Below are 21909 nucleotides of genomic sequence, written 5' to 3'. Positions count from 1 at the left end.
GCAAGGAGCCAGAATGTTACCACTGACACCAACTCTTCACTTTAGGAACAGTCCCAAAAATACTCAGCCAGTCTTGAGACCCGGACAATTTCGTGGACGCATTCTTCATTGACAATTACTTAGTGGGCGTAACGACGGGCGATCAGGTGATCGATCGACAACTTGCCCGGCCCGGTCGCCATCAGATACAGCAACACCGCCGCCCAAGTGCCATGAGTCGGGTAGGCATCCGGGTACACGAACAGTTGAATGGTCAGGGTCATGCCCAGCAAGGCCAGCGCAGAAAACCGCGTGGCGAAGCCGATCAGGATCAGCATCGGGAAGAAATGCTCGGCGAACGCTGCCAGGTGCGCTGCCAGTTCCGGGGACAGCAACGGCACGTGGTACTCGCCCTGGAATAACGGAATGGTCGAGTCCGCCAGATGCGGCACGCCAAGCTGGAAGGAGCCGTCGAACAGGTCGATGGCCAGGCCTTCGACCTTGGTTTGCCCGGACTTCCAGAACACTGCGGCGATGGAAAAACGCGCGATAAAGGCGATCAGGCTATGGGGGATCATCTCCAGCCGCACGATGGCGCGGGCGATGGGGTTCAGTGATTCGGTCCGGATGTTCATGGCGATACCTTGTTGTTAAGCAAGTGAGTGATGGCGTTGCGGCTGATCAGCAGCGCCAGGGTTTGGCTGAGATCGAAGGCGGGGGCGGCTTCCAGCGCCTGCATCAGTGACTCGCCCTTTTGCAGGTTCTGGATGAATGCACTGACCCCCTCATCAATGGCGAATACTTCAACGTCCAGGCCATTGCGCAGTACCAGCGCGTGCTGTCCCTGGTTCAGATCAATCCCCGCCAGCGTCGCTTCCTGTTGATGGGCAGCCCAGATCGCGACCACGGCGAAGGTTGAATTCAACAGATTGAGGGAGGGATGAAGTTCGACGGTGAGCTCGCTCAGGGCTTGCTGGTCGGCGAGCGCTGCGGCGATCTGTTCGTGATTCAATGGCTGCGCATCGGCGGCGTGATAGGCCATGATTCGCAGGCGCTCCAACCGGGCGACGTCGGCCAGATAAGGCACGCTGGCGACGGGCGCAAAGCCTTCGATGAAGGCGGCGAGATCTTGGCCGTAGCCATTCATCAAAGGGTTCTGGGGTGGGGTGCTTTGTACAAAAAGACCGGCCATGGCGCGGAAGAATTCCTCGCCAACCAATTGCACGACCACGGGGTAACTGTCTGCCAGCGCGTTGATCAGCGAGCCTTGCACATTGTTGCGATACACCGCAAAACGGCTGGCCGGATCGGCGCCATTTGGGCTGAATAATCCATCGGGGCAGTGCCGTTGCGGATCGAGCAGGGCGGCGGCGAATTCGGCATGATTGTTCATGGCCTGACCTCGGCGCATAGCAAAATCTCATCGGCCTGGCGCGCTTCCGCATGCAAAACGCTGAAGGCCGGCAAGTGGTTGTCGCGTTCGATCAGCGTCGCCATCGGGCCGACGCGCTCCAGCACTTGCACGTACAGCGCCCACACGGCGTTGTCGATGGGCGCGCCGTGATCGTCAATCAGCAGAAGGTCGCCGAGGCTGTCGGTGTCTTCGGCAAATCCGGCCAGATGAATCTCGCCGACGGCGTGAAGGGGCAGGGCGTCGATGTAGGCCAGAGGATCGCGTTGATGATTGATGCTCGACACATAGACGTTATTCACGTCCAGCAACAACCCGCAACCGGTGCGGCGAATGACTTCGCTGATAAAATCGGCCTCATCGATCGTCGAACGCTTGAACGCCAGGTACGTCGCCGGGTTCTCCAGCAGCATTGGGCGCTTGAGCGTGGTTTGCACCTGATCGATGTGTTCGCAGACGCGGTTCAGCGTTGTGTTGTCGTAAGCCAGTGGCAGCAGGTCATTGAGGAATACCGAGCCATGGCTGGACCAGGCCAGGTGTTCGGAAAAGGAGTGGGGTTGATAGCGCTCGATCAGCTCGGCGAGGCGTTGCAGGTGGCGAATGTCCAGCGGACCTTCGGCACCGATGGACAGGCCAACCCCATGCAACGACAGCGGATACTGCTCGCGGATCAGCCCCAGATAGTGATGAAAAGGGCCGCCGGCCACCATGTAGTTTTCGGCGTGGACTTCGAAGAAACCGATGTCCGGTTGTGAACCGAGCACTTCACGGAAGTGCCCGGTCTTGAGCCCCAGTCCGGCGCGGGGCGGGAGCCCGAACGGTGAATGGTTCATGTTCGACACTCAGGCTGGGAGACGGATCACGCTTTGGCTTTGAAGGCTTCCATCTGACCGAAACCGGTCGGCGAGGTTTTGCTTTCGGCGGTGGCGCAGGTGCCTTTGGGAACCAGTTTCCAGGCGTTTGGCTGGTAGTCGGTCTTCGCGGTGCCCGCGCACGTGGTGCCAGCGCCAGCCGCGCAATCGTTATGACCTTTCATGGCCACGCCGAAACATTTTTCCATGTTGCTGTTGTCGGCGGCCTGGACGGTGGAGACAGCGGCCATGCTCAGCGCAGAACCAAGGGCCAGAACCAGGGCGGTGGCGGACAGGGTGCGGGTAGTAGCAGTCATGATGTTTCTCCGTGGTTTGAGTTTTGGTAAGCCGCGTTTGTGCTGGCTTACCCCACTAGAGAGAGGTCATCGCGATGCGTTACAGCCCACAACGAAAATTTACTGATGCGTATTATTTAGTGTCAGTGCAAAGCCTATGAATCGCCACCATTCACTTACCGCCCTTAAGCCCTTTTTGCCCAGCGATGCTTTCGTTTAGAGGATGGCTGGCAAACTTCCTGTGATTGCGACAGTTTTTATTACTTGGAACATCCTTCTATTTTCCTTTATTGAGGGTTGCGACAGTTTTTAGATTTCCCGCAAGCATGCGCTCAGGCCTCGAATTTCCGGCACTGGGCGCGACAGTTTTTATTCTTTAAGATCAAAACATCATTAAAAATCGCAGCCTACGGTTGCGATTTTTTTATCTGAATTGAGGACACGCCCATGGACCGATTCCAGGAAATGCAGGTCTTCGCTGCCGTCGCCCAAGACCAAGGCTTCTCGGCGGCGGCGCGGCGTTTGGGCCTATCGGCCGCCAGCGTGACTCGCGCAGTGGCAGCGCTGGAGAAACGCATCGGCACGTTGCTGCTGACGCGAACCACCCGCAGTGTGCATTTGAGCGAGGCGGGTCAGCGTTACCTGGAAGACTGTCGGAGGATTCTCGCCGAGGTGCAGGAAGCCGAGGACTCGGCGGCGGGCAGCCACACCCAACCGCGTGGGCAATTGACGATTACTGCGCCGGTGTTGTTTGGTGAGTTGTTTGTCACGCCAGTGATGGTGAATTATCTGAGGCAATTTCCTGAGGTCAGCATCAATGGGTTGCTGGTCGATCGAGTGGTCAGCATGGTCGAGGAGGGCATCGATGTCGCCGTGCGGATCGGTGAGTTGCCCGACAGTAATCAGCACGCGATTCGCGTGGGGGAGGTTCGGCGGGTGATTTGCGGCTCGCGGGAATTCCTGACGGCCCATGGTCGACCTCGACATCCTCAGGATCTGGCTCAGGCGCCGGTTATTGCGACGTCCTCTATCGGTCAGTCGAAAACCTGGCCGTTCCTCGAAGGGGGAGAGCCGCTGAGTGTTCGACCAGCGCCGCGCCTGGTGGTGACGGCCAATCAGGCGGCCATTACGGCGGCATGCCTGGGTTTGGGGTTGACCCGGGTTCTGTCTTATCAGGTCGCGAGTAAAGTCGCCTCCGGTGAGCTGGAAATCGTTCTGGCTGACTTCGAACTACCGCCATTGCCTATCCATGTGGTCTATCAGGGCGGGCGCAAGGCCCCTGCGCGGATTCGCAGTTTTGTGGATTTTGCGGTGAGCGCGCTGCGTGAGCATCCGTCCTTGCAGGCGTGATGGTTTATTTCACATGGTGAAATAATGGATTGCGTTGGCTGGTTATTCTGTTGTTTTGGTTGCGGGTGGAAGATAGCGCCCCATCGGTGCTGATCTCTGTTCAACAGCGCCACCAGCCAGCGGAGTCGACCATGCAAGCGATCAAACTCTACAACTTCCCACGTTCCGGCCACGCTCACCGTGTAGAACTGATGCTGTCCCTGCTGCAACTGCCGACCGAGCTGATATTTGTCGACCTGGCCAAGGGCGCGCACAAACAGCCGGACTTCCTTGCACTCAACTCATTTGGTCAGGTTCCGGTCCTTGATGATCAAGGTGTGGTGTTGGCTGACTCCAATGCGATCCTGGTCTACCTGGCACAGAAATATGGCAATGGCCGCTGGCTGCCAGCCGATCCGGTCGGTGCGGCCAAGGTTCAGCGTTGGTTGTCCGTTGCCGCTGGGCCGATTGCCTTTGGCCCCGCCAGAGCAAGGCTGATCACGGTGTTTGGTGCGCCTTACAACGCTGAAGAGGTGATCGCTTATTCGCACGTTGTGCTCAAGGTCATCGATCAGGAACTGGCTGCAACGCCTTATCTGGCTGGCACCGAGCCAACCATTGCCGACGTTTCGGCCTACAGCTACATCGCCCACGCACCGGAAGGAAACGTGTCGCTGGAGGACTACGCCAACATCCGCGCCTGGCTGGCGCGGATCGAAGCCTTGCCAGGGTTTGTCGGCATGCCGCGCACCGTTGCCGGTCTGCAAAAAACTGCCTGATGCTTACGGCCCGACACTGTCGGGTCGTTCACACTGCGCCAATGGCGCAGGGGAGAAGTCGTTGTGGACCGTTCACCCTGGCACGCTGGAGAGAAACAATTGCAGGCTCATGTGGGCATTGCCGAACGAATGGAGGTGCTCGGTCGTAAGGTGATTCGCCGCGAGATGCCGGATCAGCACCGCACGTTCTATGAGCAATTGCCATTCATGCTGTACGGCGCGGTGGATGCCGACGGAAATCCTTGGACCAGTATTCTTGAAGGGCCACCGGGTTTCGCTCACTCGCCCGAGCCGGGCGCACTGCAATTTTGCAGCCTGCCGGGCGCCGACGATCCGGCTCAATTGACGGAGGGTGCGGCCATCGGCCTGCTGGGGATCGAACTGCACACCCGTCGCCGCAATCGTCTCAACGGCCGAGTCGGCGCGATGACGGCAAGCGGCTTCGATGTGACGGTGGAGCAGTCCTTCGGCAATTGCCCGCAATACATCCAATTGCGGCAGTTTCGCTCAGTGCCGTTGGCGGATCCGTCGACTCGCATCGCGCAACACCTCAACGGGCTGGATGAAGCGGCCAAAACCCTGATCGCGGGAGCCGATACGTTCTTTGTCGCCAGTTACGTGGACGTTGATGGCCAACGCTCGGTGGATGTTTCTCACCGCGGCGGCCAGGCCGGTTTCGTACAGGTAGAAGGCAATCGCCTGACCATTCCCGATTTCGCCGGCAATCTGTTTTTCAACACCTTGGGCAACCTGCTGCTCAATCCCCGAGCCGGTTTGCTGTTTATCGATTTCAATTCGGGAGACCTGCTGCACCTCAGCGGTCGCGCCGAAGTCATTCTTGAAGGCCCACAGGTCGAGGCATTTCAAGGGGCCGAGCGCTTGTGGACATTCGAGGTGGAAAGCGTGGTGCGTCGGCCCGCCGCGCTTGCTCTGCGGTGGCGCTTCGACGGCGTGTCCCCCACCAGTTTGCTCACCGGCACCTGGGTGCAGGCCAACGCCCGTCTGCAAGCCCAGGCCTTGGGCGATAGTTGGCGGCTTCTGCGGGTGGCGCGCATCAAAGAGGAAAGCCACAACATCCGCTCTATCTATCTGGAGCCTGCCGATGGGGCGGGGTTGCCAGTGTTTCAGGCCGGGCAGCATTTGCCCCTGCGGTTCAATATTGCCGGCGAGGTGCACATCCGCACTTACAGCCTGTCGAGCGCGCCGTCCGATGATTTTTTCCGCATCAGCGTGAAGCGTGAAGGCTTGGTGTCTTCGTACCTGCATGAACAGGTGCGCGTGGGTGATCTGTTGGAGGCCCGTGCGCCTCAAGGGCATTTCACCGTAGCACCTAATGAACGTCGGCCACTGGTGTTGTTGGCTGCCGGTGTCGGCATCACGCCGCTGCTGTCGATGCTGCGCGAGGTGGTTTATCAAGGCCTGCGCACCCGCCGCATCCGGCCGACCTGGTTTTTCCAGAGTTCGCGGACGTTGGCCGATCAAGCGTTTCGTCCTGAGCTGGATCGCTTGCTTGATGGCGCGGGCGATGCGGTCAGGGTATTGCGTCTGGTGAGTCAGCCGGAAGCCGGGGCCTTGGAGGGTGAGGATTTCGACCTGAACGGGCGGATCGACACAGCGTTGCTCAAAACCATTCTTGAAGTGGAGGACTACGATCAGCTGGATTTCGTCCTCTGCGGTCCAGGCAGTTTTACCCAAGGGCTGTACGACAGCCTGCGGGAACTGGACATCCGTGATGCAAGGATTCACGCCGAAACCTTCGGCCCCTCGACCTTGCGCCGGGTACCGGATCGCGACGCAGTGGTCATCGAGCAACCACCCGCTGCTACCACCTCCGTGCCGGTGGTGTTTCAGCGCTCGGCTAAAGAGGCCCGCTGGCAACCGGACGGTGGCAGTTTGCTGGAGTTGGCGGAAAGCCGTGGATTGCGCCCGGAATTCAGTTGCCGCGGTGGTTCCTGCGGGACCTGCAAGACTCGCCTGATCAGCGGCCAGGTGAATTATCCACAGCCGCCGGCCGACGTGCCGGACGACGGACAAGTGCTGATTTGTTGTGCGATTCCGGCGCAGGGGTCGCAGCCGTTGGTCCTCGACCTGTAGCATCTGCCGAACGCAGCTTCTGGCCGCTGCGATAAGGGATCAGATTCGGTATGTATTTTTTCGCTCGTCTGTCGGCGTTGATTGTCGCGGTGGCATTGCTCAACGGTTGCGAACGACAGGACGCGTCACCGCTCGATCAGCAACTCTACGTTTGGCAACGACAATGGACACCGGCCCATGAAGCGGCGTTGAGGGACAGCCGCGCTGACTTTTCCACGCTGCGGGTGCTGGCCTTGCAGGCATTCCCCGAGGCAGGTTGGAGCCGGGCGCGGATTGATCCGGCGCTGCTCAACCGTGATGGTCGGCCGCTGATCGCGGTGATTCGTCTCGACGGCCAACTCAAGTCGCTGGATCGGGACGAAGTCATCGTGCAGATCCAGCAGGTGCTCGGCGATTGGCAAGGGCAGGGGCTGAATCTCTCCGGCGTGGAAATCGACCACGATGCCGGTAATGCTCGGCTACCGACCTACCGCGAATTTCTTACGCACCTGCGCGCAGTTTTGCCAGCCTCTATTCCACTGAGCATCACCGCATTGCCGGCCTGGCTCGACAGTCCCGAGTTGCCGACGCTGTTATCCACAGTCGATAGCAGCGTGTTGCAGGTGCACGCGGTGAGCGATCCGCGTCTTGGCTTGTTCGACCCGGATCAGGCCGGTAAATGGACCAGGGCCTGGAGCCGCATCACTTCCAAACCGTTCTATCTGGCGCTGCCGGCCTACGGTGTAGCGTTGTTGCCGGGCGGCGGTGCGCCGGTAGTGGAAAGCGAAGTGCCGATCGAACAGGGCGGCAAACGCCGGGAATTACTAGCCGATCCGCAGCAACTGAGCCGACTCGGGACCGAGTTGCGCAACGATCCACCGGCTCATCTGGCGGGCCTGATCTGGTTTCGTTTGCCGCTGGCCAGCGACCGCCGGGCCTGGAGTCTGACGACCCTGAGCGCCGTGGCGCGTGGCGACGCCCTCGACAGTCACTTGGCGCTGAAACTCTCTGCGCAAGAAGGCCTCTATGACATCAGCCTCAGCAATCAGGGCAACCTCGACAGCGCCTGGCCCGAACGCCTGACACTCGCGGTGCAGGGCTGTGACGGTGCTGATGCGCTGGCCGGTTATGCATTGCAACAGCGTCCGGATCTGCTTACCTTCACCCGCCTGCGCGAGGGTCGAATACCGGCCGGCGGGCAGCGCGCCATTGGTTGGGCTCGTTGCGCACATATTGATCAAGGAGGTTCGAATGTTTACCCGTAACTGGCCCCGCCATCTGCTTTGCCTGAGCCTCAGCCTGCCGCTGGGTTCGGCGCTGGCCTGTGGGCCGGATTTTCCGATGCGTCTGCTGGACAACCGCGGCCAGTCGCTGGCGGAGCTGCCGGAAGGCAACTTCAGATTTGAAATCAGTCGCCTCGGACATGCGGTCGCCGGGCTGAAAAATGTCACCGAAACTGCCTATAACATGGATGCGCCCGACTACGCAGAACAGCGGGATCAGGCTGAGCAATCCGGTTTGACGGCTGAGCAGCAAACGCTGGTGAAACAGTTACGCAGCCTGACCGATGCGCATGAGGTCGAGATTCAGGGTGCGAGCCTTCCGGCTGAGCTCACGCTCTATCTGGCTGGTGCGGTGGCATTCAATGCCGGTGATCATGGACTGGCAGCCGAGTACTTCCAGAAGGTGCTGGCATTGCCGGCGGATCAACGGGCGTTGCGCAGCACCTGGGCTGCTTATTCGTTAGGTCGGGCGCTGTTTGCCATGAGCTCCGAAGCGGACGCTGGCCCTGACTTGTTGACTCAGTCTCGAAAGGCCTTCGAGCAGACCCGCCAGCTGAATATCGACGGCTTCAGTGACCCTCTGGAACTGGGCGTCGCCAGTCTTGGTGAAGAGGCCCGCGTGGCCCGCACGGCCGGCGACTGGAATCGCGCCATCGAACTCTACGCCACGCAAAACCTTCAGGGCTCGGCGGTGGGTTACACCTCGCTGAAACTGTTGGTAGCCGACCTCGCAGCGATGCCTGACGATCAACTGGCCGTGTTGCTCAAGGGCAAACCGGTACAGCAACTGGTGACGGCGTCGTTGATCAGCCGACTGGGCTGGTCATTCGGTGATCAACCGCCAAATGAATTGAAACTGATCAAACTGCTGCAAAACAGCACCCGCGGTAGCCTCGACAACGCTGATCGGCTGGCAGCGGTAAATTATCAACAGGGTGATTACACCAGCGCCAAGGCGTTCCTCGAACACGCCGGTGACGGCGGACTGGCGTGGTGGCTGCGGGCCAAACTGGCCGTGCGCGATGGCGATAAAAACGCGGCTGCCGCAGCGTATGCCAAGGCTGCCCAAGCCTTCCCGCAGAATGAGTCCTGGGGTGAGCGGCGCACGCCAGACTGGGACTTCGAAACGCTTCAGCCAAAGTGCCGGGTTGAAGGGGAAAGCGCGATCCTGGCGTTGCAACGCGGGGATTACCTGCAAGCGTTCGATCAGCTTTATCGCAGTAAAGATATTTACTGGTTCGACGCAGCCACGGTCGCCGAGCGGGTGTTGACCGTCGATGAGCTCAAGCAATACGTCGACACTCAAGTGCCGGCACCGCCCCCTCTGACTCAGCAGGATCGCGATAACTACGTGCAGTTACCGGTGGCGGCGAAACTGCGCAATTTGCTCGGGCGGCGCTTGCTGCGCGAAGAGCGGTACGACGAAGCGCCAGCCTATTTCGATAACACCGACTTCCAGGCCAAGGCCAAGTGGTATGGGCAGTTGCGCCACGACGCCGAATCAAAATGGTGGCCGACCAAACGGGCACTCGCTTATTACCATGCAGCGACGCTGGCGCGTTTCGACGGAATGGAGTTGTTGGGCTACGAGCTGTCCCCGGATTACGCCACCTTCGGTGGCAATTACAGTCTGGAAGCGCCCGAGCTCAAGGTTGGACCGCTGATGGCCGAGGGTGAAGTGCAGCGCCAGCAAGCCACGGTGGCGCAGCCTGATGAGCGTTTCCACTACCGTTTTGTCGCCACGGCGCTGGCGAGCAAGGCCGCTGATCAGCTGCCCCACAGCAGTCAGGCGTTTGCTTCGGTGCTGTGCAAGGCTTCGTCGTGGGGCTCCAGTCTGCAAGAGCAAAGCGCGTTCTACCGTCGTTATGTCGAGGAAGGCCCGTACGTGGTCTGGGCCGGAGATTTTGGTCACCAATGCCAGGATCCGGACTTTCAGAGCGCCGACAAGCGCTATGTGACCCAAGTCACCGACGCCGCGCGCTCGCAGCTGCGGCCCTACAAAACACCGTTGCAGATTGGCGGTGTGATAGCAGTCACGGCCGCGGCGCTGTTGCTGATCAATCGCCGCCGTAAAACGCGGTAAGGCTCAAGCCTGTTGCACAAAGGTCAGCCGCACGGCGAAGCCGATCAACAGGCTGCCAAACAGCCATTGCTGCAGGCGCTGGGCCGAAGGACTGCGTTGCAGCCAACGGCCCAGCGCTGCGCCGGTCAGTGCGTAAGCGCTGTCGAACAGCAAACCGACACCGACCAGCACTATTCCGAGGGTCGCAAATTGTGCGAGCACTGGCCCGGCCTGTGGATCGATGAACTGCGGCAGCAGCACCGAGCAGAACAGCAACGCTTTGGGGTTGAGCAGGTTGGTCAGCAAACCGCGCTGGATCGCTGCACGCCAGCGATGTTTCTCGGCGGTGGAGTCTGCTCCGTTCAAGTTCGGCAGCATGGTGGTTCGCAGGCATTGAATGCCGATCCACAGTAGATAGGCGGCCCCGGCCAGGCGTACCACGTCGAACGTCCAGGGCGCAGCCTTGAACAGTGCCGCCAACCCCAACGCTGCCAACGCCACATGGCATCCCCGGGCCACACCCAGACCCACCGCAGTCGCCAGCGCCGCGCCTTTGCCCTGACGGGCACCCGTCTGCAACAACAGGATCATGTCCGGGCCCGGCAACAGATAGACCACCGCCAGCGCCATGAAAAACACCCAGAGTCCTGCCACGTTGCACCCCATTCGTTGTCGATTCGGTCCGGTCAGTCTAGGACTGAAGGGCAGGGCAGGTGGTTGCGTAGTTCGCTTCTAAAATGCTTCTGGTTGGCATAACCTGCCACTGAATTGCATTTGAACCATCAGGATCTGCCAAACCATGAAACTCGACGCCTATGACCGCAAGATTCTCGCAGCCCTGCAACGGGACGGTCGCCTGAGCAACGTGCAACTGGCTGACGAGATCGGCCTGTCCGCTTCGCCTTGTTTGCGTCGGGTACGGATGCTTGAAGAAGCCGGGGTGATACGCGGTTACCAGGCCAATCTGGATCGCGACGAAGTAGGGCTTGGGCTGACGGTGTTTGTCGGGGTCAAGGTCGAGCGGCACAACGATGAGCAAGCCGAAGCCTTTCGCCTGGCCGTGACGGCGTTACCCGAGGTGATTTCGGCGTTTCTGGTGTCAGGGGAATCGGATTTTCTGCTGCAAGTGGTGGTGCCGGACCTGCGTGCCTATGACCGTTTCCTCACGGGGCGTTTGCTGAAATTGCCGGGCGTGAGCGACATCCGCAGCAACTTTGCGATTCATACGGTGAAGACGCCAGGGGCGTTGCCGTTGGAACATTTGCCGGCCTGAGACCCAATCGCGAGCTTGGTCTGGGCGGCATTCCGACGATAGCGGTAGACCCGCCACCGCCAACCTCCAGGCTTACATCTGCGTCGCCATCCCCTCCACATTCATCGCCGCCTGACGCAAGGCCTCGGAGCGGGTCGGGTGTGGATGGCAGGTCAGGGCAATGTCTTCGGCAGAGGCGCTGAACTCCATGGCCACACAGTATTCGCCAATCATTTCACTGACACTTGGGCCCACAAGGTGTACGCCGAGAATCTCGTCGGTGCGCTCATCGGCCAGCACTTTGGCGAAGCCTTCGGTTTCGTGATTGATCTTTGCCCGGCTGTTGGCGGTGAAGGGAAACTTGCCGACCTTGTAGGCACGACCTTCGGCCTTCAGTTGTTCTTCGGTCTTGCCGACGCTGGCCAGTTCGGGTTTGGTGTAGATCACGTTGGGGATCAGGTCGTAGTTGACCTCGGCCGCCTTGCCGACAATCTGCTCGATGCAGACCATGGCCTCGTCTTCGGCCTTGTGGGCGAGCATCGGCCCGGACGTGACGTCGCCGATCACCCAAATGCCAGCGGCTTCGGTGCGATGGCCCTTGTTGGCGAGCATGCCGCGTTTATCCGTGGCGAGGCCGACGTTTTCCAGCCCCAGGCCGTGGGTGTAAGGCCGGCGCCCGATGGATACCAGCACGTAATCCGCTTCAAGCAGTTCGGTGGTGCCACCAGCCGCGGGTTCGACGCTGAGTTGAACGCCGGTCGCCGAGGTCGTGGCGCTGGTGACTTTGCAACTCAATTTGAAGTTGATGCCCTGTTTACTCAACGAACGTTGCAGGGTTTTGCCGGCTTCACCATCCACACCGGGGCAGATCCGGTCGAGAAACTCGATCACCGTCACTTGAGCGCCCAAACGGCGCCACACCGAGCCCAACTCCAGACCGATCACTCCGGCGCCGATCACCACCAGATGCTTGGGCACTTCAGTCAGCGACAGCGCGCCCGTTGAATCGAGGATGCGTTTGTTGTCGATGTCCACACCGGGCAGGGGAGTGGGCTCGGAACCTGTGGCGATGATGATGTTCTTGGCGTTCAGTTCGGTCTTGACGCCCTGGCTGTCGGTCACCGTCACTTTGCCGGGCCCGTCGATGTGGCCCCAGCCCTTGATCCAGTGGACTTTGTTTTTGCGAAACAGAAACTCGATGCCTTTGGTCAATCCTGCAACGCTTTCATCCTTTTGTTTCATCATCTGCGCGAGGTTGAGTGTGGGTTTGACTTCAATCCCCAGGTTGGCGAATTCCGCGCCCATGGCGGCGTCGTAGAGTTCGGAGGCGTGCAGCAACGCTTTTGACGGCATGCAACCGACGTTCAGGCAGGTGCCGCCGAGCGTGGCGCGTCCTTCTACGCAAACCGCTCTGAGGCCCAACTGACCGGCGCGGATCGCCGCGTTATAACCACCGGGGCCTCCGCCCAGAATCACGACGTCATAGATGCTCATGGTGTACTCCTGGAGTGAATCGGATCGGAATGGGTAAACGTAGTTCCTGGATAAAATTACGAACGTAATATGTGCATTCCGCAACATTTCGGTCAAGGCTTCAGCCAAGCGACAGGTTGAGCGCCTTTAGATACAGCATTTAAGAACGGAAATTTCACGGCTTTCGTTATATCGTAACGAAATGCGATATGAGCAACGATAAACACTGGGGTGGTATGCAAGTCGATCTCGATGTCGATGGGACGCAAGTAGCCGGGCTGCCGCGTTTCCAGCTGGCGGTTTTTCAAGGGCGACGATTGCGTCAGTTCGCAATCGGTCTGGGCGCTCTTACGGCGACGGGTTGGTTGCTGGCGTTTTTTGTCGGGCTGTTTGCGCCGCAGTCGCTCTGGCCTGCGTTGCTGGTCAATCAGAGCGCCGGTTTGCTGGTGCTGGTCGCCGGTTTGCAATCGGCCTGGTGGGTGACCCAGTGGCGCGCGCGGGCGTTGAACCCGGTCGTGCAGGTCGTCGTTGCGGACGAAGTCGTTGCCCCGGTGGGCTGGTACGAACGGCTGCTGGATCGGCTCAGCCAGCGATGGCTGCGAATGTTGGTGCAGATCGGCGCTCCGACACTGTGGCTTGGCGGTTGGTCGCTGCTGACGTTATTGAGCATCGAACAAGTCTGGAACCTTGTACTGCCGCCGGCCGCACTGGGGTTGTCGGCCAGTGTCGGTGCGGCGTTGTCCTTGTTGCTGGCCTTCGGTTTGTTGGTGCTGGAGCGACAACTGGCGCAGGAAAACGTCGCGCAATGGCCCGAAGCAGCGTCGTTGGCGCAGATGACTCGGGTGGCGATCATCTGCCTGGTACTCAGCGCTTTGTGCCTGTTGTTGGGTAGTGAAACCTCGGTATGGCCGGTGCGTCTGGCGGTACTGATTGGCTTGCTGCCAGGGTTGGTCGCCGCCGAGCTGCTGTTGCGCGCCCTGCTGTCGTTGTTCAGTCCGCAGCGCGAACAACTCGAACCTGCCTTGCTGGCGCGCAGCTTCGTCGCCGACATGCTGCGCTGGCCGCCGCAACCCTTGTTGGCGTTGCAGCACGAATTGCACAACCGCTTCGGCATCGACCTGCGACAGATCTGGGCCTTCACCTACATGCGTCGGGCGTTTTTTCCGGTGCTGATGGTGGTGGCAATTGTCGGTTGGTCACTCACCGGCATCCACGAAATCCCCATGCAAGGGCGGGGCATCTACGAGCGATTCGGCAAACCGGTGGAGGTATTCGGCCCTGGTTTGCACGCGGGTTTGCCCTGGCCTCTGGGCCGAGTGTTGAGCGTCGAGAATGGTGTGGTCCACGAGTTGGCTACCAGTGTTGGCGACACACCGGCTCCGGTTGTGGCCGAACCCGCCGAAGGCCCGGCGCCCGCGATTGCCAATCGCTTGTGGGACGCCAGCCATGTGAACGACAAATCCCAAGTCATTGCCAGCAGTCGAGCCGATAAGCAGAGCTTCCAGATCGTCAACATGGACGTGCGTTTCGTCTACCGTATCGGCCTGAGCGATCAAGCGGCGTTGGCCGCGACCTACAACAGCGCCGACGTGCCAACGCTAATCCGCAGCACCGCCAGCCGGATTCTGGTCCACGATTTCGCCTCGCGAACCCTCGACGGTTTGCTCGGTGAAGACAGGGCAGGGCTCGCCGAAGAGATTGGTCGCGCGGTACAGGCTGACCTGCAGAAACTCGACAGCGGCGTGGAAATTCTCGCCACCGTGGTCGAGGCGATTCATCCGCCGGCCGGTGCCGCCAATGCCTATCACGGCGTTCAGGCTGCTCAGATTGGCGCCCAGGCGTTGATTTCCCGCGAGCGTGGGGCGGCGGCGGAGGCCACTAACCAGGCGCAATTGCAGGCCAGCATCGCACGCGATCAAGCGACGGCCAGCGCTCGTGAAATCAACGCCACCGCCCAAGCGGCAGACTTGAGATTCAGTGCCGAGCAAAAGGCCTACGCCAGCGCCGGCCAGGCCTTCGTGCTGGAGCAGTACTTCAGCCAACTGTCCCAGGGCCTGGCCAATGCCAGGTTGCTGGTACTGGATCATCGTCTGGGCGGCAGCAGTAACGCGCCGACCATCGACCTCCGTACATTCACGCTGCCGGCTGATCCTGCGCCGGCGCGTAAAACCGCTCAGCCAGGAGCTGCCAATTGAGCCAGTCGCACACTCACGATCACGACGACCACACTGGCCACGATCACGGCCATGGCGGGCATCACCACGGACATCACCACCACGGTGATCCCCAAGAAGCTGGCCCGTTCCCATGGCGGCGGATGGGTTGGGCGGCGTTGCTGGTGGCGTTCGCCATCGCGGCAGCGAGCCTGGTTCAAGTGCGTTCGGGGGAGGCCACGGTGATCACGCGTTTTGGTAATCCGTCGCGGGTATTGCTGGAACCAGGTCTTGGCTGGCGTTGGCCTGCTCCTTTTGAAGCAGCGATTCCTGTCGATCTGCGACTGCGCACGACCTCGAGTGGTTTACAGGATGTGGGTACGCGGGACGGTTTGCGCATCATCGTTCAGGCGTATGTGGCCTGGCAGGTTCAAGGCGATCCGGACAACGTGCAGCGCTTCATGCGCGCCGTACAGAATCAGCCGGACGAAGCAGCGCGGCAGATTCGCACGTTTGTGGGTTCGGCTCTGGAAACCACGGCCAGCAGTTTTGATCTGGCTAACCTGGTGAACACCGATGCCAACAAAGTACACATCGCTGATTTTGAAGCGCAACTGCGGCAGCAAATCGATCAGCAGCTGCTCACGACTTATGGCGTGCGGGTGCTGCAAGTCGGTATCGAGCGTCTGACTTTGCCGTCGGTAACCCTCACGGCCACGGTCGATCGCATGCGTGCCGAGCGTGAAACAATCGCCACCGAACGCACAGCCATCGGTAAGCGCGAAGCGGCGCAAATCCGTTCCGCTGCCGAGCGTGACGCGCGCATCGTGCAGGCCGACGCCACGGTAAAAGCGGCGGACATCGAAGCACAATCGCGCGTCGAAGCCGCGCAAATTTACGGTCGCGCCTACGCCGGATCGCCCCAGCTCTACAACCTGCTGCGCTCCCTCGACACACTAGGCACCATCGTCACGCCCGGTACAAAACTGATTCTGCGCACCGACGCCGCGCCGTTCAGGGTATTGGTTGACGGTCCGCCGACCCTCGATAACAAGGCCGGGTCGCAACCATGAAATTAGTTCCACGTGGAACAAATGAGTTAAGCAGTCCCTGGATTCAGGCTGGGCGATTGGCTTTTTTGGCCCTTTACGCCGTGACGGTGCTGGCCGCTTTGGTGTGGGCATTCTCCAATGTGCGGCAGATCGATCCGCAAAATCGCGCGGTGGTGTTGCACTTCGGCGCGTTGGATCGTATCCAGAATGCTGGGCTGCTATTGGCCTGGCCGCGTCCGTTTGAGCAGGTGATTTTGTTGCCTGCGGCGGATCGGGTGATTGAGCGTCGGGTGGAAAACCTGCTGCGTACAGATGCCGCGTCGCAGGCAGACCGGGTAGCGAGTTTCGCTACACCAATCAGCGATGCACTTGCCGGCTCCGGTTATTTGCTCACCGGTGACGCGGGCGTGGTGCAACTGGATGTGCGTGTTTTCTACAAAGTCACCGAGCCTTATGCCTTCGTCCTTCAAGGCGAACATGTGTTGCCGGCGCTGGATCGATTGGTGACTCGCAGTGCGGTGACCCTGACTGCCGCAAGAGATCTGGACACTATTCTGGTCGCTCGACCGGAGTTGATCGGCGCCGATAGTCAGGCTGCTGAACGCCGCGAACGGTTGCGCGGTGATCTGGTGCAAGCCATGAATCAGCGCCTGGCTGACCTGACCGCGACCGGGCAGGGGGTAGGCATTGAAGTGACGCGAGTCGACGTGCAATCGAGTCTGCCGGGTCCGGCGGTCAACGCCTTCAACGCTGTTCTGACCGCCAGTCAACAAGCCGATAAAGCTGTGGCCAATGCTCGCACTGAAGCCGAGAAACTGACTCAGACTGCCAACGAACAAGCCGATCGCACGCTGCAAGTCGCTCATGCCCAAGCGAGCGAACGGCTGGCCAAAGCCTCGGCGGACACGGCCACGGTGTTGAGCCTGGCTAAGGCGCAACAACAAGGGACGGACCCGCAAATGCTGCTGCGCATCTACCGCGAGCGGATGCCGAAGATTCTCGGTCAGGCCGGTTCGGTGACCACGGTCAACCCGAAAGACGATTCCCGCCTGATCATTCAGGGAGCTGCACAATGACCACCCAAACCGCCGCCGCACCGAGCATGTTGTCCTCGGCTGAACAACGCAGCGCCGCGCGTCAATTGACCTTGGCCATGCTCGCATTGGGCCTGCTCGCCCTCGGTCTGAGCTGGCGCTGGTTGGCGCCGGAGCAGACGGGCGTCAGTCAATTGCTGCTGGGCTTTGCTTCGTTATTGGTGGCCGTGCCCGTGATGCGTTCAGCCTGGTACAGCCTGCGTTATCCAAGCCTGCACGGGATCACTGATCAATTGATCGCCCTGGCCATGCTGGGGGCGTGGGCCATGGGAGATCTGCTGACTGCGGCGTTGCTGCCAATCATCATGATCTTCGGCCACGTGCTGGAAGAGCGCAGCGTGATCGGCTCGCAGGAAGCGATTCGTGCCCTCGGCAAACTGACTCGCAGCCACGCGCGCAAGGTTCAGGCCGATGGCTCCATCGTCGAAGTCGATAACGGCACACTCAAGGCCGGCGACCTCGTCGAGGTGCGCGCGGGTGATCGAGTGCCGGCGGATGGTCGGGTGTTGTCCGGACAGGCGAGCCTGGACACCGCTTCGATTACCGGCGAATCGGTGCCGATGGAGGCGGGCGTCGGCATGCTAGTCTTCGGCGGCGCGATCAACCTCGACGGTCTGCTGCGTATTGAAGTGACTCGCACCGGCAATGAGTCGACCCTCGGCAAAGTCATCGCGCTGATGCAAAGCGCCGAGCGTTCCAAACCACCGATCACGCGTTTGCTGGAACGCTACGCCGGCAGCTACATGGTGCTGGTGTTGCTGCTGGCCGCCGTGACCTGGTTCGTCACTAACGATGCTCAGGCCATGCTCGCGGTGTTGGTGGCGGCCTGTCCTTGTGCATTGGTGTTGTCGGCTCCGGCCACGGCGATTGCCGGGGTGGCGGTGGCCGCTCGGCACGGGATTCTGATTCGCAGCTCCGCGTTCCTCGAAGAGTTGGCAGACCTGACTTCGCTGGTGGTCGACAAGACCGGAACCCTGACCTTCGGCACCTTGCGTTTACAATCCATCGACAGTCCTCTGGAGGATCGCGGTCACGTTCTAAAACTTGCCGCCAGCCTCGGGTCCGCCAGCAGTCATCCGGTCAGCCGCGCGCTCGCCGGGTTGGTCACCCAGGAACATTTTCTGCAGCTCTGCGACATCCACGAGCGTCAGGGATTGGGCGTGGTGGCGATGACGGAGCAGGGCGAGGCGGCGCTCGGTCGTCCGGAGTTGTTCACCCAATTGGGCATCGCCACTTCAAGTGTCCCCGACCACGATGGCCCGATTGCCGGGCTGGCGCTCAACGGTGAGTTCCTCGCCTGGCTGTTGCTGGCCGACAGCGTCAAACCTGAAGCTCGATTTGCTTTGAGCGAGCTACGTGAGTTGGGGTTGGGTCGGCAGTTGCTGCTGACAGGTGATCGGCAAAGCGTCGCGCACACATTGGCGCGCGATGTCGGGATCAGTGACGTTGAAGCTCAAGCGTTGCCCGAGGACAAACTCAATCGCGTGCTGAAGGAAATCGGCAGCGGCTTCCGGCCTATGGTCGTGGGAGATGGGATCAACGATTCGCTGGCGCTCAAGGCCGGTGTGGTTGGCGTCGCCATGGGAGCGGGCGGGGCGGACATCGCGCTGGCTTCGGCCGACATCGTCCTGATCGGCAGCGACCTGCGTCGACTCGGCACGTGTGTGCGCTTGAGTCGCCAATGCCGGCAGACGTTGCAGGTTAACGTGATCATCGGTCTGGGCTGGACGCTGGCGATTGTAGCCTTCGCCGCCTTCGGTTGGCTTGGCGCTGCGGGCGCGATGATTGCTGCGCTGTTGCACAATTTCAGCACGTTGCTGGTGTTGGGGAACGCCGGGCGTTTACTGCGTTTTCAGGAACCATTGCTCAAGCTTAAGGATGAGGATTGAGTACGCCGGGTGAGTGCTCTAAACAGGGCGATCACGGTCGATTTGAAGTTTTCAGAACTGTACGACGAATTCGTAGTCATCTACGTGAGGGCAATCAATTTTGTGAATTCGCAACGGTGGGTTCGAGCGTTACGAATCATACAAAAGGGCTATTAATTCGATAGCCAGCTATTTTTCAAAGATGGTCTACCCTCACATCAGACGTCTGAAACACGAGGGACTATCCATGCTCGCGCACCTTCCACCGGCCTTACAGAATCTGCAGTTACCGCTACGCCTGCGACTCTGGGACGGCCATGAATTCAACCTGGGGCCGACGCCTAGCGTCACAATTGTGGTCAAGGACCCACAAATGGTTACCCAGTTCACTCACCCAAGCCTGGACGCGCTAGGAGCGGCGTTTGTCGAAGGTAAACTTGAGCTGGAAGGCTCCATCAGTGACGTGATCCGCGTCTGCGATGAGTGGAGCCAGGCGTTGCTCGGTGATCAAGACAGCCAGCCAGTGCGCACCGCTCACGACAAAGAAGCCGACGCCAAGGCGATTTCCTACCACTACGACCTTTCCAATGCGTTTTATCAGCTGTGGCTCGACAGTGACATGGCGTATTCCTGCGCCTATTTCGAGACCGGCAGCGAAACGCTGGAGCAAGCCCAGCAAGCGAAATTCCGCCACCTGTGCCGCAAGCTGCGGCTGCAACCAGGGGAATACCTGCTGGATGTCGGTTGTGGTTGGGGCGGACTGGCACGGTATGCGGCTCGGGAGTTTGGCGCGAAGGTGTTCGGGATCACACTCAGTAAAGAGCAACTGGCACTTGCCCGTGAACGGGTGACTGCCGAGGGCCTGGACGATCTGGTCGAACTGCAACTGCTCGACTACCGCGACCTGCCTCAGGACGGTCGCTTCGACAAAGTGGTCAGTGTCGGTATGTTCGAACACGTTGGCCACGCCAATCTGGCCGAGTACTGCAAGACCTTGTTCGGTGCGGTGAAAGAGGGTGGCCTGGTGATGAACCACGGGATCACCGCCAAACACATCGATGGCCGTCCGGTGGGGCGCGGTGCCGGCGAATTCATCGAGAGGTATGTGTTCCCCAATGGCGAGCTTCCGCATCTGTCGATGATTTCTGCCGAGATCAGCGAAGCAGGGCTGGAGATCGTCGACGTCGAGAGTCTGCGCCTGCATTACGCGCGTACGCTGGACCACTGGAGCGAGCGCCTGGAAGACAATCTGGAAGCCGCCGCCAGGCAGGTGCCGGAGCAGGCCCTGCGTATCTGGCGGCTGTACCTGGCGGGATGCGCTTATGCGTTCGCCAAGGGCTGGATCAACTTGCACCAGATTCTCGCGGTAAAAGCCCACCCCGATGGCAGCCATGAACTGCCATGGACTCGCGACGACATCTACAACCCTTAAAGGATCGGTGAAATAAGCCGGGCGACCCGCATGCCGACCTGTTGCAGGCGGTGGGTCTCCCGGCTTTCTTCTTTGGCGATCTCGTGAGCCTGGGCGAAGTCATCGATGAGCATCTGTTCTACTTCGGCGGCAAACGCGCTGTCGACCGTCAACAACATCAATTCAAAATTCAACCGGAACGAGCGGTTGTCCAGATTGGCACTGCCAATGGCGCTGATTTCGCTGTCGATCAACACCACTTTCTGATGCAGGAATCCCGGCTCGTAGCGGAACACCCGCACGCCCGCGCGCACGGCTTCGAAGGCATACAGGCTGGAGGCGGCGTAGACGATCCGGTGGTCCGGTCGTGAGGGCAGCAGCAGCCGCACATCCACGCCTCGCAGAACCGCCAGCCTTAACGCCGCGAACACAGCTTCGTCGGGTATGAAATAAGGGCTGGTGATCCACACCCGTTCGGTTGCCGCATGGATAGCTTCGACGAAGAATAACGAACAGGTCTCGTAGGAATCCGCCGGGCCGCTGGCGAGCAATTGGCAGAGCACGCCGTCGTCCGGGTAAACGTCCGGCAGGATCAGCGGCGGCAATGAGCGGGCCGCCCAAAACCAGTCTTCAGCAAACGATTCCTGCATGCAGGCAACCACCGGTCCGCGTACTTGCACATGGGTATCGCGCCACGGGGCGAGGGGTGGTTTCTCGCCCATGTATTCGTCGCCGACGTTATGCCCACCGACGAAACCCAGCACTCCATCGACCACCACAATCTTGCGGTGATTGCGGAAGTTGACCTGGAAGCGGTTGAGCCAGCCGCTGCGGGTCGCAAAGGCTTTAACCTCGATGCCGGCATCACGTAACGGCTGCACGTAACTGTGAGGCAGGGAATGGCTGCCGATGCGGTCGTACAATAAATAAACCGCCACGCCTTCAGCGGCTTTCTTCAGCAGCAAGGTTTGCAGGCGTTGGCCGAGGCGATCGTCGTGGATGATGAAAAACTGAATCAGCACCGCTTCCTTCGCGTTGCTGATGGCTTCAAAAATGGCGTCGAAGGTGGCCTGGCCGTTGATCAGCAAGCGCACTTCGTTATTCGCCAGGCACGGCATGCGCCCCAGTTTCGGCATGGCCCTCAAGGATGCGTAAGCACTTGAGGCGCGAGCGGTCAGCGCCTCTTCTACCCAAGGGCGCCAGTTGAGCTCGGAGATAGCCTTGCGCATTTCTTCGTTGGCCTGGCGCCGAGCCTTGATGTAGCCATCGAAGGTACTGCGGCCGAAGACCAGATAGGGGATGAGCGTGAGGTAGGGAATAAACAGCAACGACAGGGCCCAGGCGATCGATCCCTGGGCGGTCCGGACGGTGAGCACGGCGTGGATGGCAGCGATCAGGCCCAGCGAGTGAAGCAGTGCAATCGTGTAGCCGAAAATATGCGGTCCAAAGTAATCCATGGGGCAGCCTTGCTCCTGAAGATTCAATGCTTAACAGACCATGTTCCGTGCAGAATGTCGCTATTTAATTGGCCCATGAACCGAAG

18 protein-coding genes are annotated in these 21909 nt (G+C 60.2%); 11 read left to right on the top strand and 7 right to left on the bottom strand.

What is annotated here, in order from left to right; genetic code table 11:
* Positions 1-119: 119 nt before the first annotated feature.
* From EAH74_RS03070 to EAH74_RS03055, 4 genes are read right to left on the bottom strand one after another with little or no spacing between them, the layout of a single operon-like run.
* Positions 120-614: a DoxX family protein gene (locus tag EAH74_RS03070; RefSeq protein ID WP_140675815.1), complete on the bottom strand. Its 495-nt coding sequence runs from the start codon at positions 612-614 to the stop codon at positions 120-122.
* Positions 611-1372: a DNA-binding domain-containing protein gene (locus tag EAH74_RS03065; RefSeq protein WP_140675812.1), complete on the bottom strand. Its 762-nt coding sequence runs from the start codon at positions 1370-1372 to the stop codon at positions 611-613. Before EAH74_RS03065 ends, EAH74_RS03070 begins: the two co-directional genes overlap by 4 nt.
* Positions 1369-2223 (bottom strand): MNIO family bufferin maturase, encoded by an 855-nt coding sequence (gene bufB, locus EAH74_RS03060; RefSeq protein WP_140675809.1) that lies wholly within the window; start codon positions 2221-2223, stop codon positions 1369-1371. The genes EAH74_RS03065 and bufB overlap by 4 nt, the downstream gene beginning before the upstream one ends.
* A 26-nt stretch (positions 2224-2249) precedes the next feature.
* A complete protein-coding gene (locus EAH74_RS03055) occupies positions 2250-2558 on the bottom strand; it encodes a BufA1 family periplasmic bufferin-type metallophore (RefSeq protein ID WP_140675806.1) in 309 nt (102 codons plus the stop codon).
* Between the two features lie 426 nt (positions 2559-2984).
* On the opposite strand from EAH74_RS03055, the gene EAH74_RS03050 reads away from it, so the two are divergent.
* From EAH74_RS03050 to EAH74_RS03030, 5 genes are all read left to right on the top strand, one after another.
* Positions 2985-3887 carry a LysR family transcriptional regulator gene (locus EAH74_RS03050; RefSeq protein WP_140675803.1) on the top strand — a complete coding sequence of 301 codons (903 nt, stop codon included), beginning with the start codon at positions 2985-2987 and terminating at the stop codon, positions 3885-3887.
* Positions 3888-4018: 131 nt separating this feature from the next.
* On the top strand, positions 4019-4645 hold the full coding sequence (locus EAH74_RS03045) for a glutathione S-transferase family protein (RefSeq protein WP_140675800.1): 627 nt from the start codon (positions 4019-4021) through the stop codon (positions 4643-4645).
* Between the two features lie 63 nt (positions 4646-4708).
* Positions 4709-6739, top strand: coding sequence for a pyridoxamine 5'-phosphate oxidase family protein (locus EAH74_RS03040; RefSeq protein ID WP_140675797.1), 2031 nt, complete (start codon positions 4709-4711; stop codon positions 6737-6739).
* Positions 6740-6789: 50 nt separating this feature from the next.
* Positions 6790-7983 (top strand): DUF3142 domain-containing protein, encoded by a 1194-nt coding sequence (locus tag EAH74_RS03035; protein ID WP_140675794.1) that lies wholly within the window; start codon positions 6790-6792, stop codon positions 7981-7983.
* On the top strand, positions 7970-10084 hold the full coding sequence (locus EAH74_RS03030) for a hypothetical protein (RefSeq protein ID WP_140675791.1): 2115 nt from the start codon (positions 7970-7972) through the stop codon (positions 10082-10084). The genes EAH74_RS03035 and EAH74_RS03030 overlap by 14 nt, the downstream gene beginning before the upstream one ends.
* Positions 10085-10087: 3 nt before the next feature.
* On the opposite strand, the gene EAH74_RS03025 is transcribed toward EAH74_RS03030, so the two are convergent.
* The gene (locus tag EAH74_RS03025) at positions 10088-10717 is read right to left on the bottom strand and encodes a LysE family translocator (RefSeq protein ID WP_140675788.1); all 630 of its coding nucleotides are present in this window, start codon (positions 10715-10717) and stop codon (positions 10088-10090) included.
* Between the two features lie 145 nt (positions 10718-10862).
* Here EAH74_RS03025 and EAH74_RS03020 point away from each other — a divergent pair, with 145 nt between their 5' ends.
* Positions 10863-11336, top strand: a complete 474-nt coding sequence (locus EAH74_RS03020) for an Lrp/AsnC family transcriptional regulator (protein ID WP_140675785.1) — start codon at positions 10863-10865, stop codon at positions 11334-11336.
* A 72-nt stretch (positions 11337-11408) separates the two neighbouring features.
* Here EAH74_RS03020 and lpdA read toward each other — a convergent pair whose 3' ends face one another.
* On the bottom strand, positions 11409-12809 hold the full coding sequence (lpdA, locus tag EAH74_RS03015) for a dihydrolipoyl dehydrogenase (RefSeq protein WP_140675781.1): 1401 nt from the start codon (positions 12807-12809) through the stop codon (positions 11409-11411).
* A 215-nt stretch (positions 12810-13024) separates the two neighbouring features.
* On the opposite strand from lpdA, the gene hflK (EAH74_RS03010) reads away from it, so the two are divergent.
* The 5 genes from hflK (EAH74_RS03010) to cfaB all read left to right on the top strand — a co-directional run bounded on the left by hflK (EAH74_RS03010) (position 13025) and on the right by cfaB (position 20387).
* On the top strand, positions 13025-14983 hold the full coding sequence (hflK, locus tag EAH74_RS03010; RefSeq protein ID WP_140676151.1) for a protease modulator HflK: 1959 nt from the start codon (positions 13025-13027) through the stop codon (positions 14981-14983).
* Positions 14980-16014 carry a protease modulator HflC gene (hflC, locus tag EAH74_RS03005; RefSeq protein WP_123367475.1) on the top strand — a complete coding sequence of 345 codons (1035 nt, stop codon included), beginning with the start codon at positions 14980-14982 and terminating at the stop codon, positions 16012-16014. Before hflK (EAH74_RS03010) ends, hflC begins: the two co-directional genes overlap by 4 nt.
* On the top strand, positions 16011-17069 hold the full coding sequence (gene hflK / locus EAH74_RS03000; protein ID WP_140675778.1) for a protease modulator HflK: 1059 nt from the start codon (positions 16011-16013) through the stop codon (positions 17067-17069). The genes hflC and hflK (EAH74_RS03000) overlap by 4 nt, the downstream gene beginning before the upstream one ends.
* Positions 17066-18976 (top strand): cation-translocating P-type ATPase, encoded by a 1911-nt coding sequence (locus EAH74_RS02995; protein ID WP_140675774.1) that lies wholly within the window; start codon positions 17066-17068, stop codon positions 18974-18976. Before hflK (EAH74_RS03000) ends, EAH74_RS02995 begins: the two co-directional genes overlap by 4 nt.
* 226 nt (positions 18977-19202) lie before the next feature.
* A complete protein-coding gene (cfaB, locus tag EAH74_RS02990) occupies positions 19203-20387 on the top strand; it encodes a C17 cyclopropane fatty acid synthase CfaB (RefSeq protein ID WP_140675771.1) in 1185 nt (394 codons plus the stop codon).
* Here the strand turns inward: cfaB and cls are convergent.
* Entirely contained in the window at positions 20384-21823 is a 1440-nt protein-coding gene (gene cls, locus EAH74_RS02985; RefSeq protein ID WP_140675767.1) for a cardiolipin synthase, read from the bottom strand. The genes cfaB and cls overlap by 4 nt on opposite strands.
* Between the last annotated feature and the right edge of the window lie 86 nt (positions 21824-21909).

The organism is Pseudomonas mandelii (genome assembly GCF_006438925.1).
Classification (GTDB): Bacteria; Pseudomonadota; Gammaproteobacteria; order Pseudomonadales; family Pseudomonadaceae; genus Aquipseudomonas; species Aquipseudomonas mandelii_C.
This window is presented reverse-complemented; position numbering and strand designations above follow the sequence as displayed.

What these genes read in the sequence shown, in the direction of transcription:
- lpdA (WP_140675781.1), bottom strand. Translation starts at nt 12,809, where the DNA reads ATGAGCATCTATGACGTCGTGATTCTGGGCGGAGGCCCCGGTGGTTAT.
- EAH74_RS03045 (WP_140675800.1), top strand. Translation starts at nt 4,019, where the DNA reads ATGCAAGCGATCAAACTCTACAACTTCCCACGTTCCGGCCACGCTCAC.
- hflK (WP_140676151.1), top strand. Translation starts at nt 13,025, where the DNA reads ATGCAAGTCGATCTCGATGTCGATGGGACGCAAGTAGCCGGGCTGCCG.
- EAH74_RS03050 (WP_140675803.1), top strand. Translation starts at nt 2,985, where the DNA reads ATGGACCGATTCCAGGAAATGCAGGTCTTCGCTGCCGTCGCCCAAGAC.
- cfaB (WP_140675771.1), top strand. Translation starts at nt 19,203, where the DNA reads ATGCTCGCGCACCTTCCACCGGCCTTACAGAATCTGCAGTTACCGCTA.
- bufB (WP_140675809.1), bottom strand. Translation starts at nt 2,223, where the DNA reads ATGAACCATTCACCGTTCGGGCTCCCGCCCCGCGCCGGACTGGGGCTC.
- EAH74_RS02995 (WP_140675774.1), top strand. Translation starts at nt 17,066, where the DNA reads ATGACCACCCAAACCGCCGCCGCACCGAGCATGTTGTCCTCGGCTGAA.
- cls (WP_140675767.1), bottom strand. Translation starts at nt 21,823, where the DNA reads ATGGATTACTTTGGACCGCATATTTTCGGCTACACGATTGCACTGCTT.
- EAH74_RS03020 (WP_140675785.1), top strand. Translation starts at nt 10,863, where the DNA reads ATGAAACTCGACGCCTATGACCGCAAGATTCTCGCAGCCCTGCAACGG.
- EAH74_RS03030 (WP_140675791.1), top strand. Translation starts at nt 7,970, where the DNA reads ATGTTTACCCGTAACTGGCCCCGCCATCTGCTTTGCCTGAGCCTCAGC.
- EAH74_RS03055 (WP_140675806.1), bottom strand. Translation starts at nt 2,558, where the DNA reads ATGACTGCTACTACCCGCACCCTGTCCGCCACCGCCCTGGTTCTGGCC.
- EAH74_RS03035 (WP_140675794.1), top strand. Translation starts at nt 6,790, where the DNA reads ATGTATTTTTTCGCTCGTCTGTCGGCGTTGATTGTCGCGGTGGCATTG.
- EAH74_RS03070 (WP_140675815.1), bottom strand. Translation starts at nt 614, where the DNA reads ATGAACATCCGGACCGAATCACTGAACCCCATCGCCCGCGCCATCGTG.
- EAH74_RS03065 (WP_140675812.1), bottom strand. Translation starts at nt 1,372, where the DNA reads ATGAACAATCATGCCGAATTCGCCGCCGCCCTGCTCGATCCGCAACGG.
- hflK (WP_140675778.1), top strand. Translation starts at nt 16,011, where the DNA reads ATGAAATTAGTTCCACGTGGAACAAATGAGTTAAGCAGTCCCTGGATT.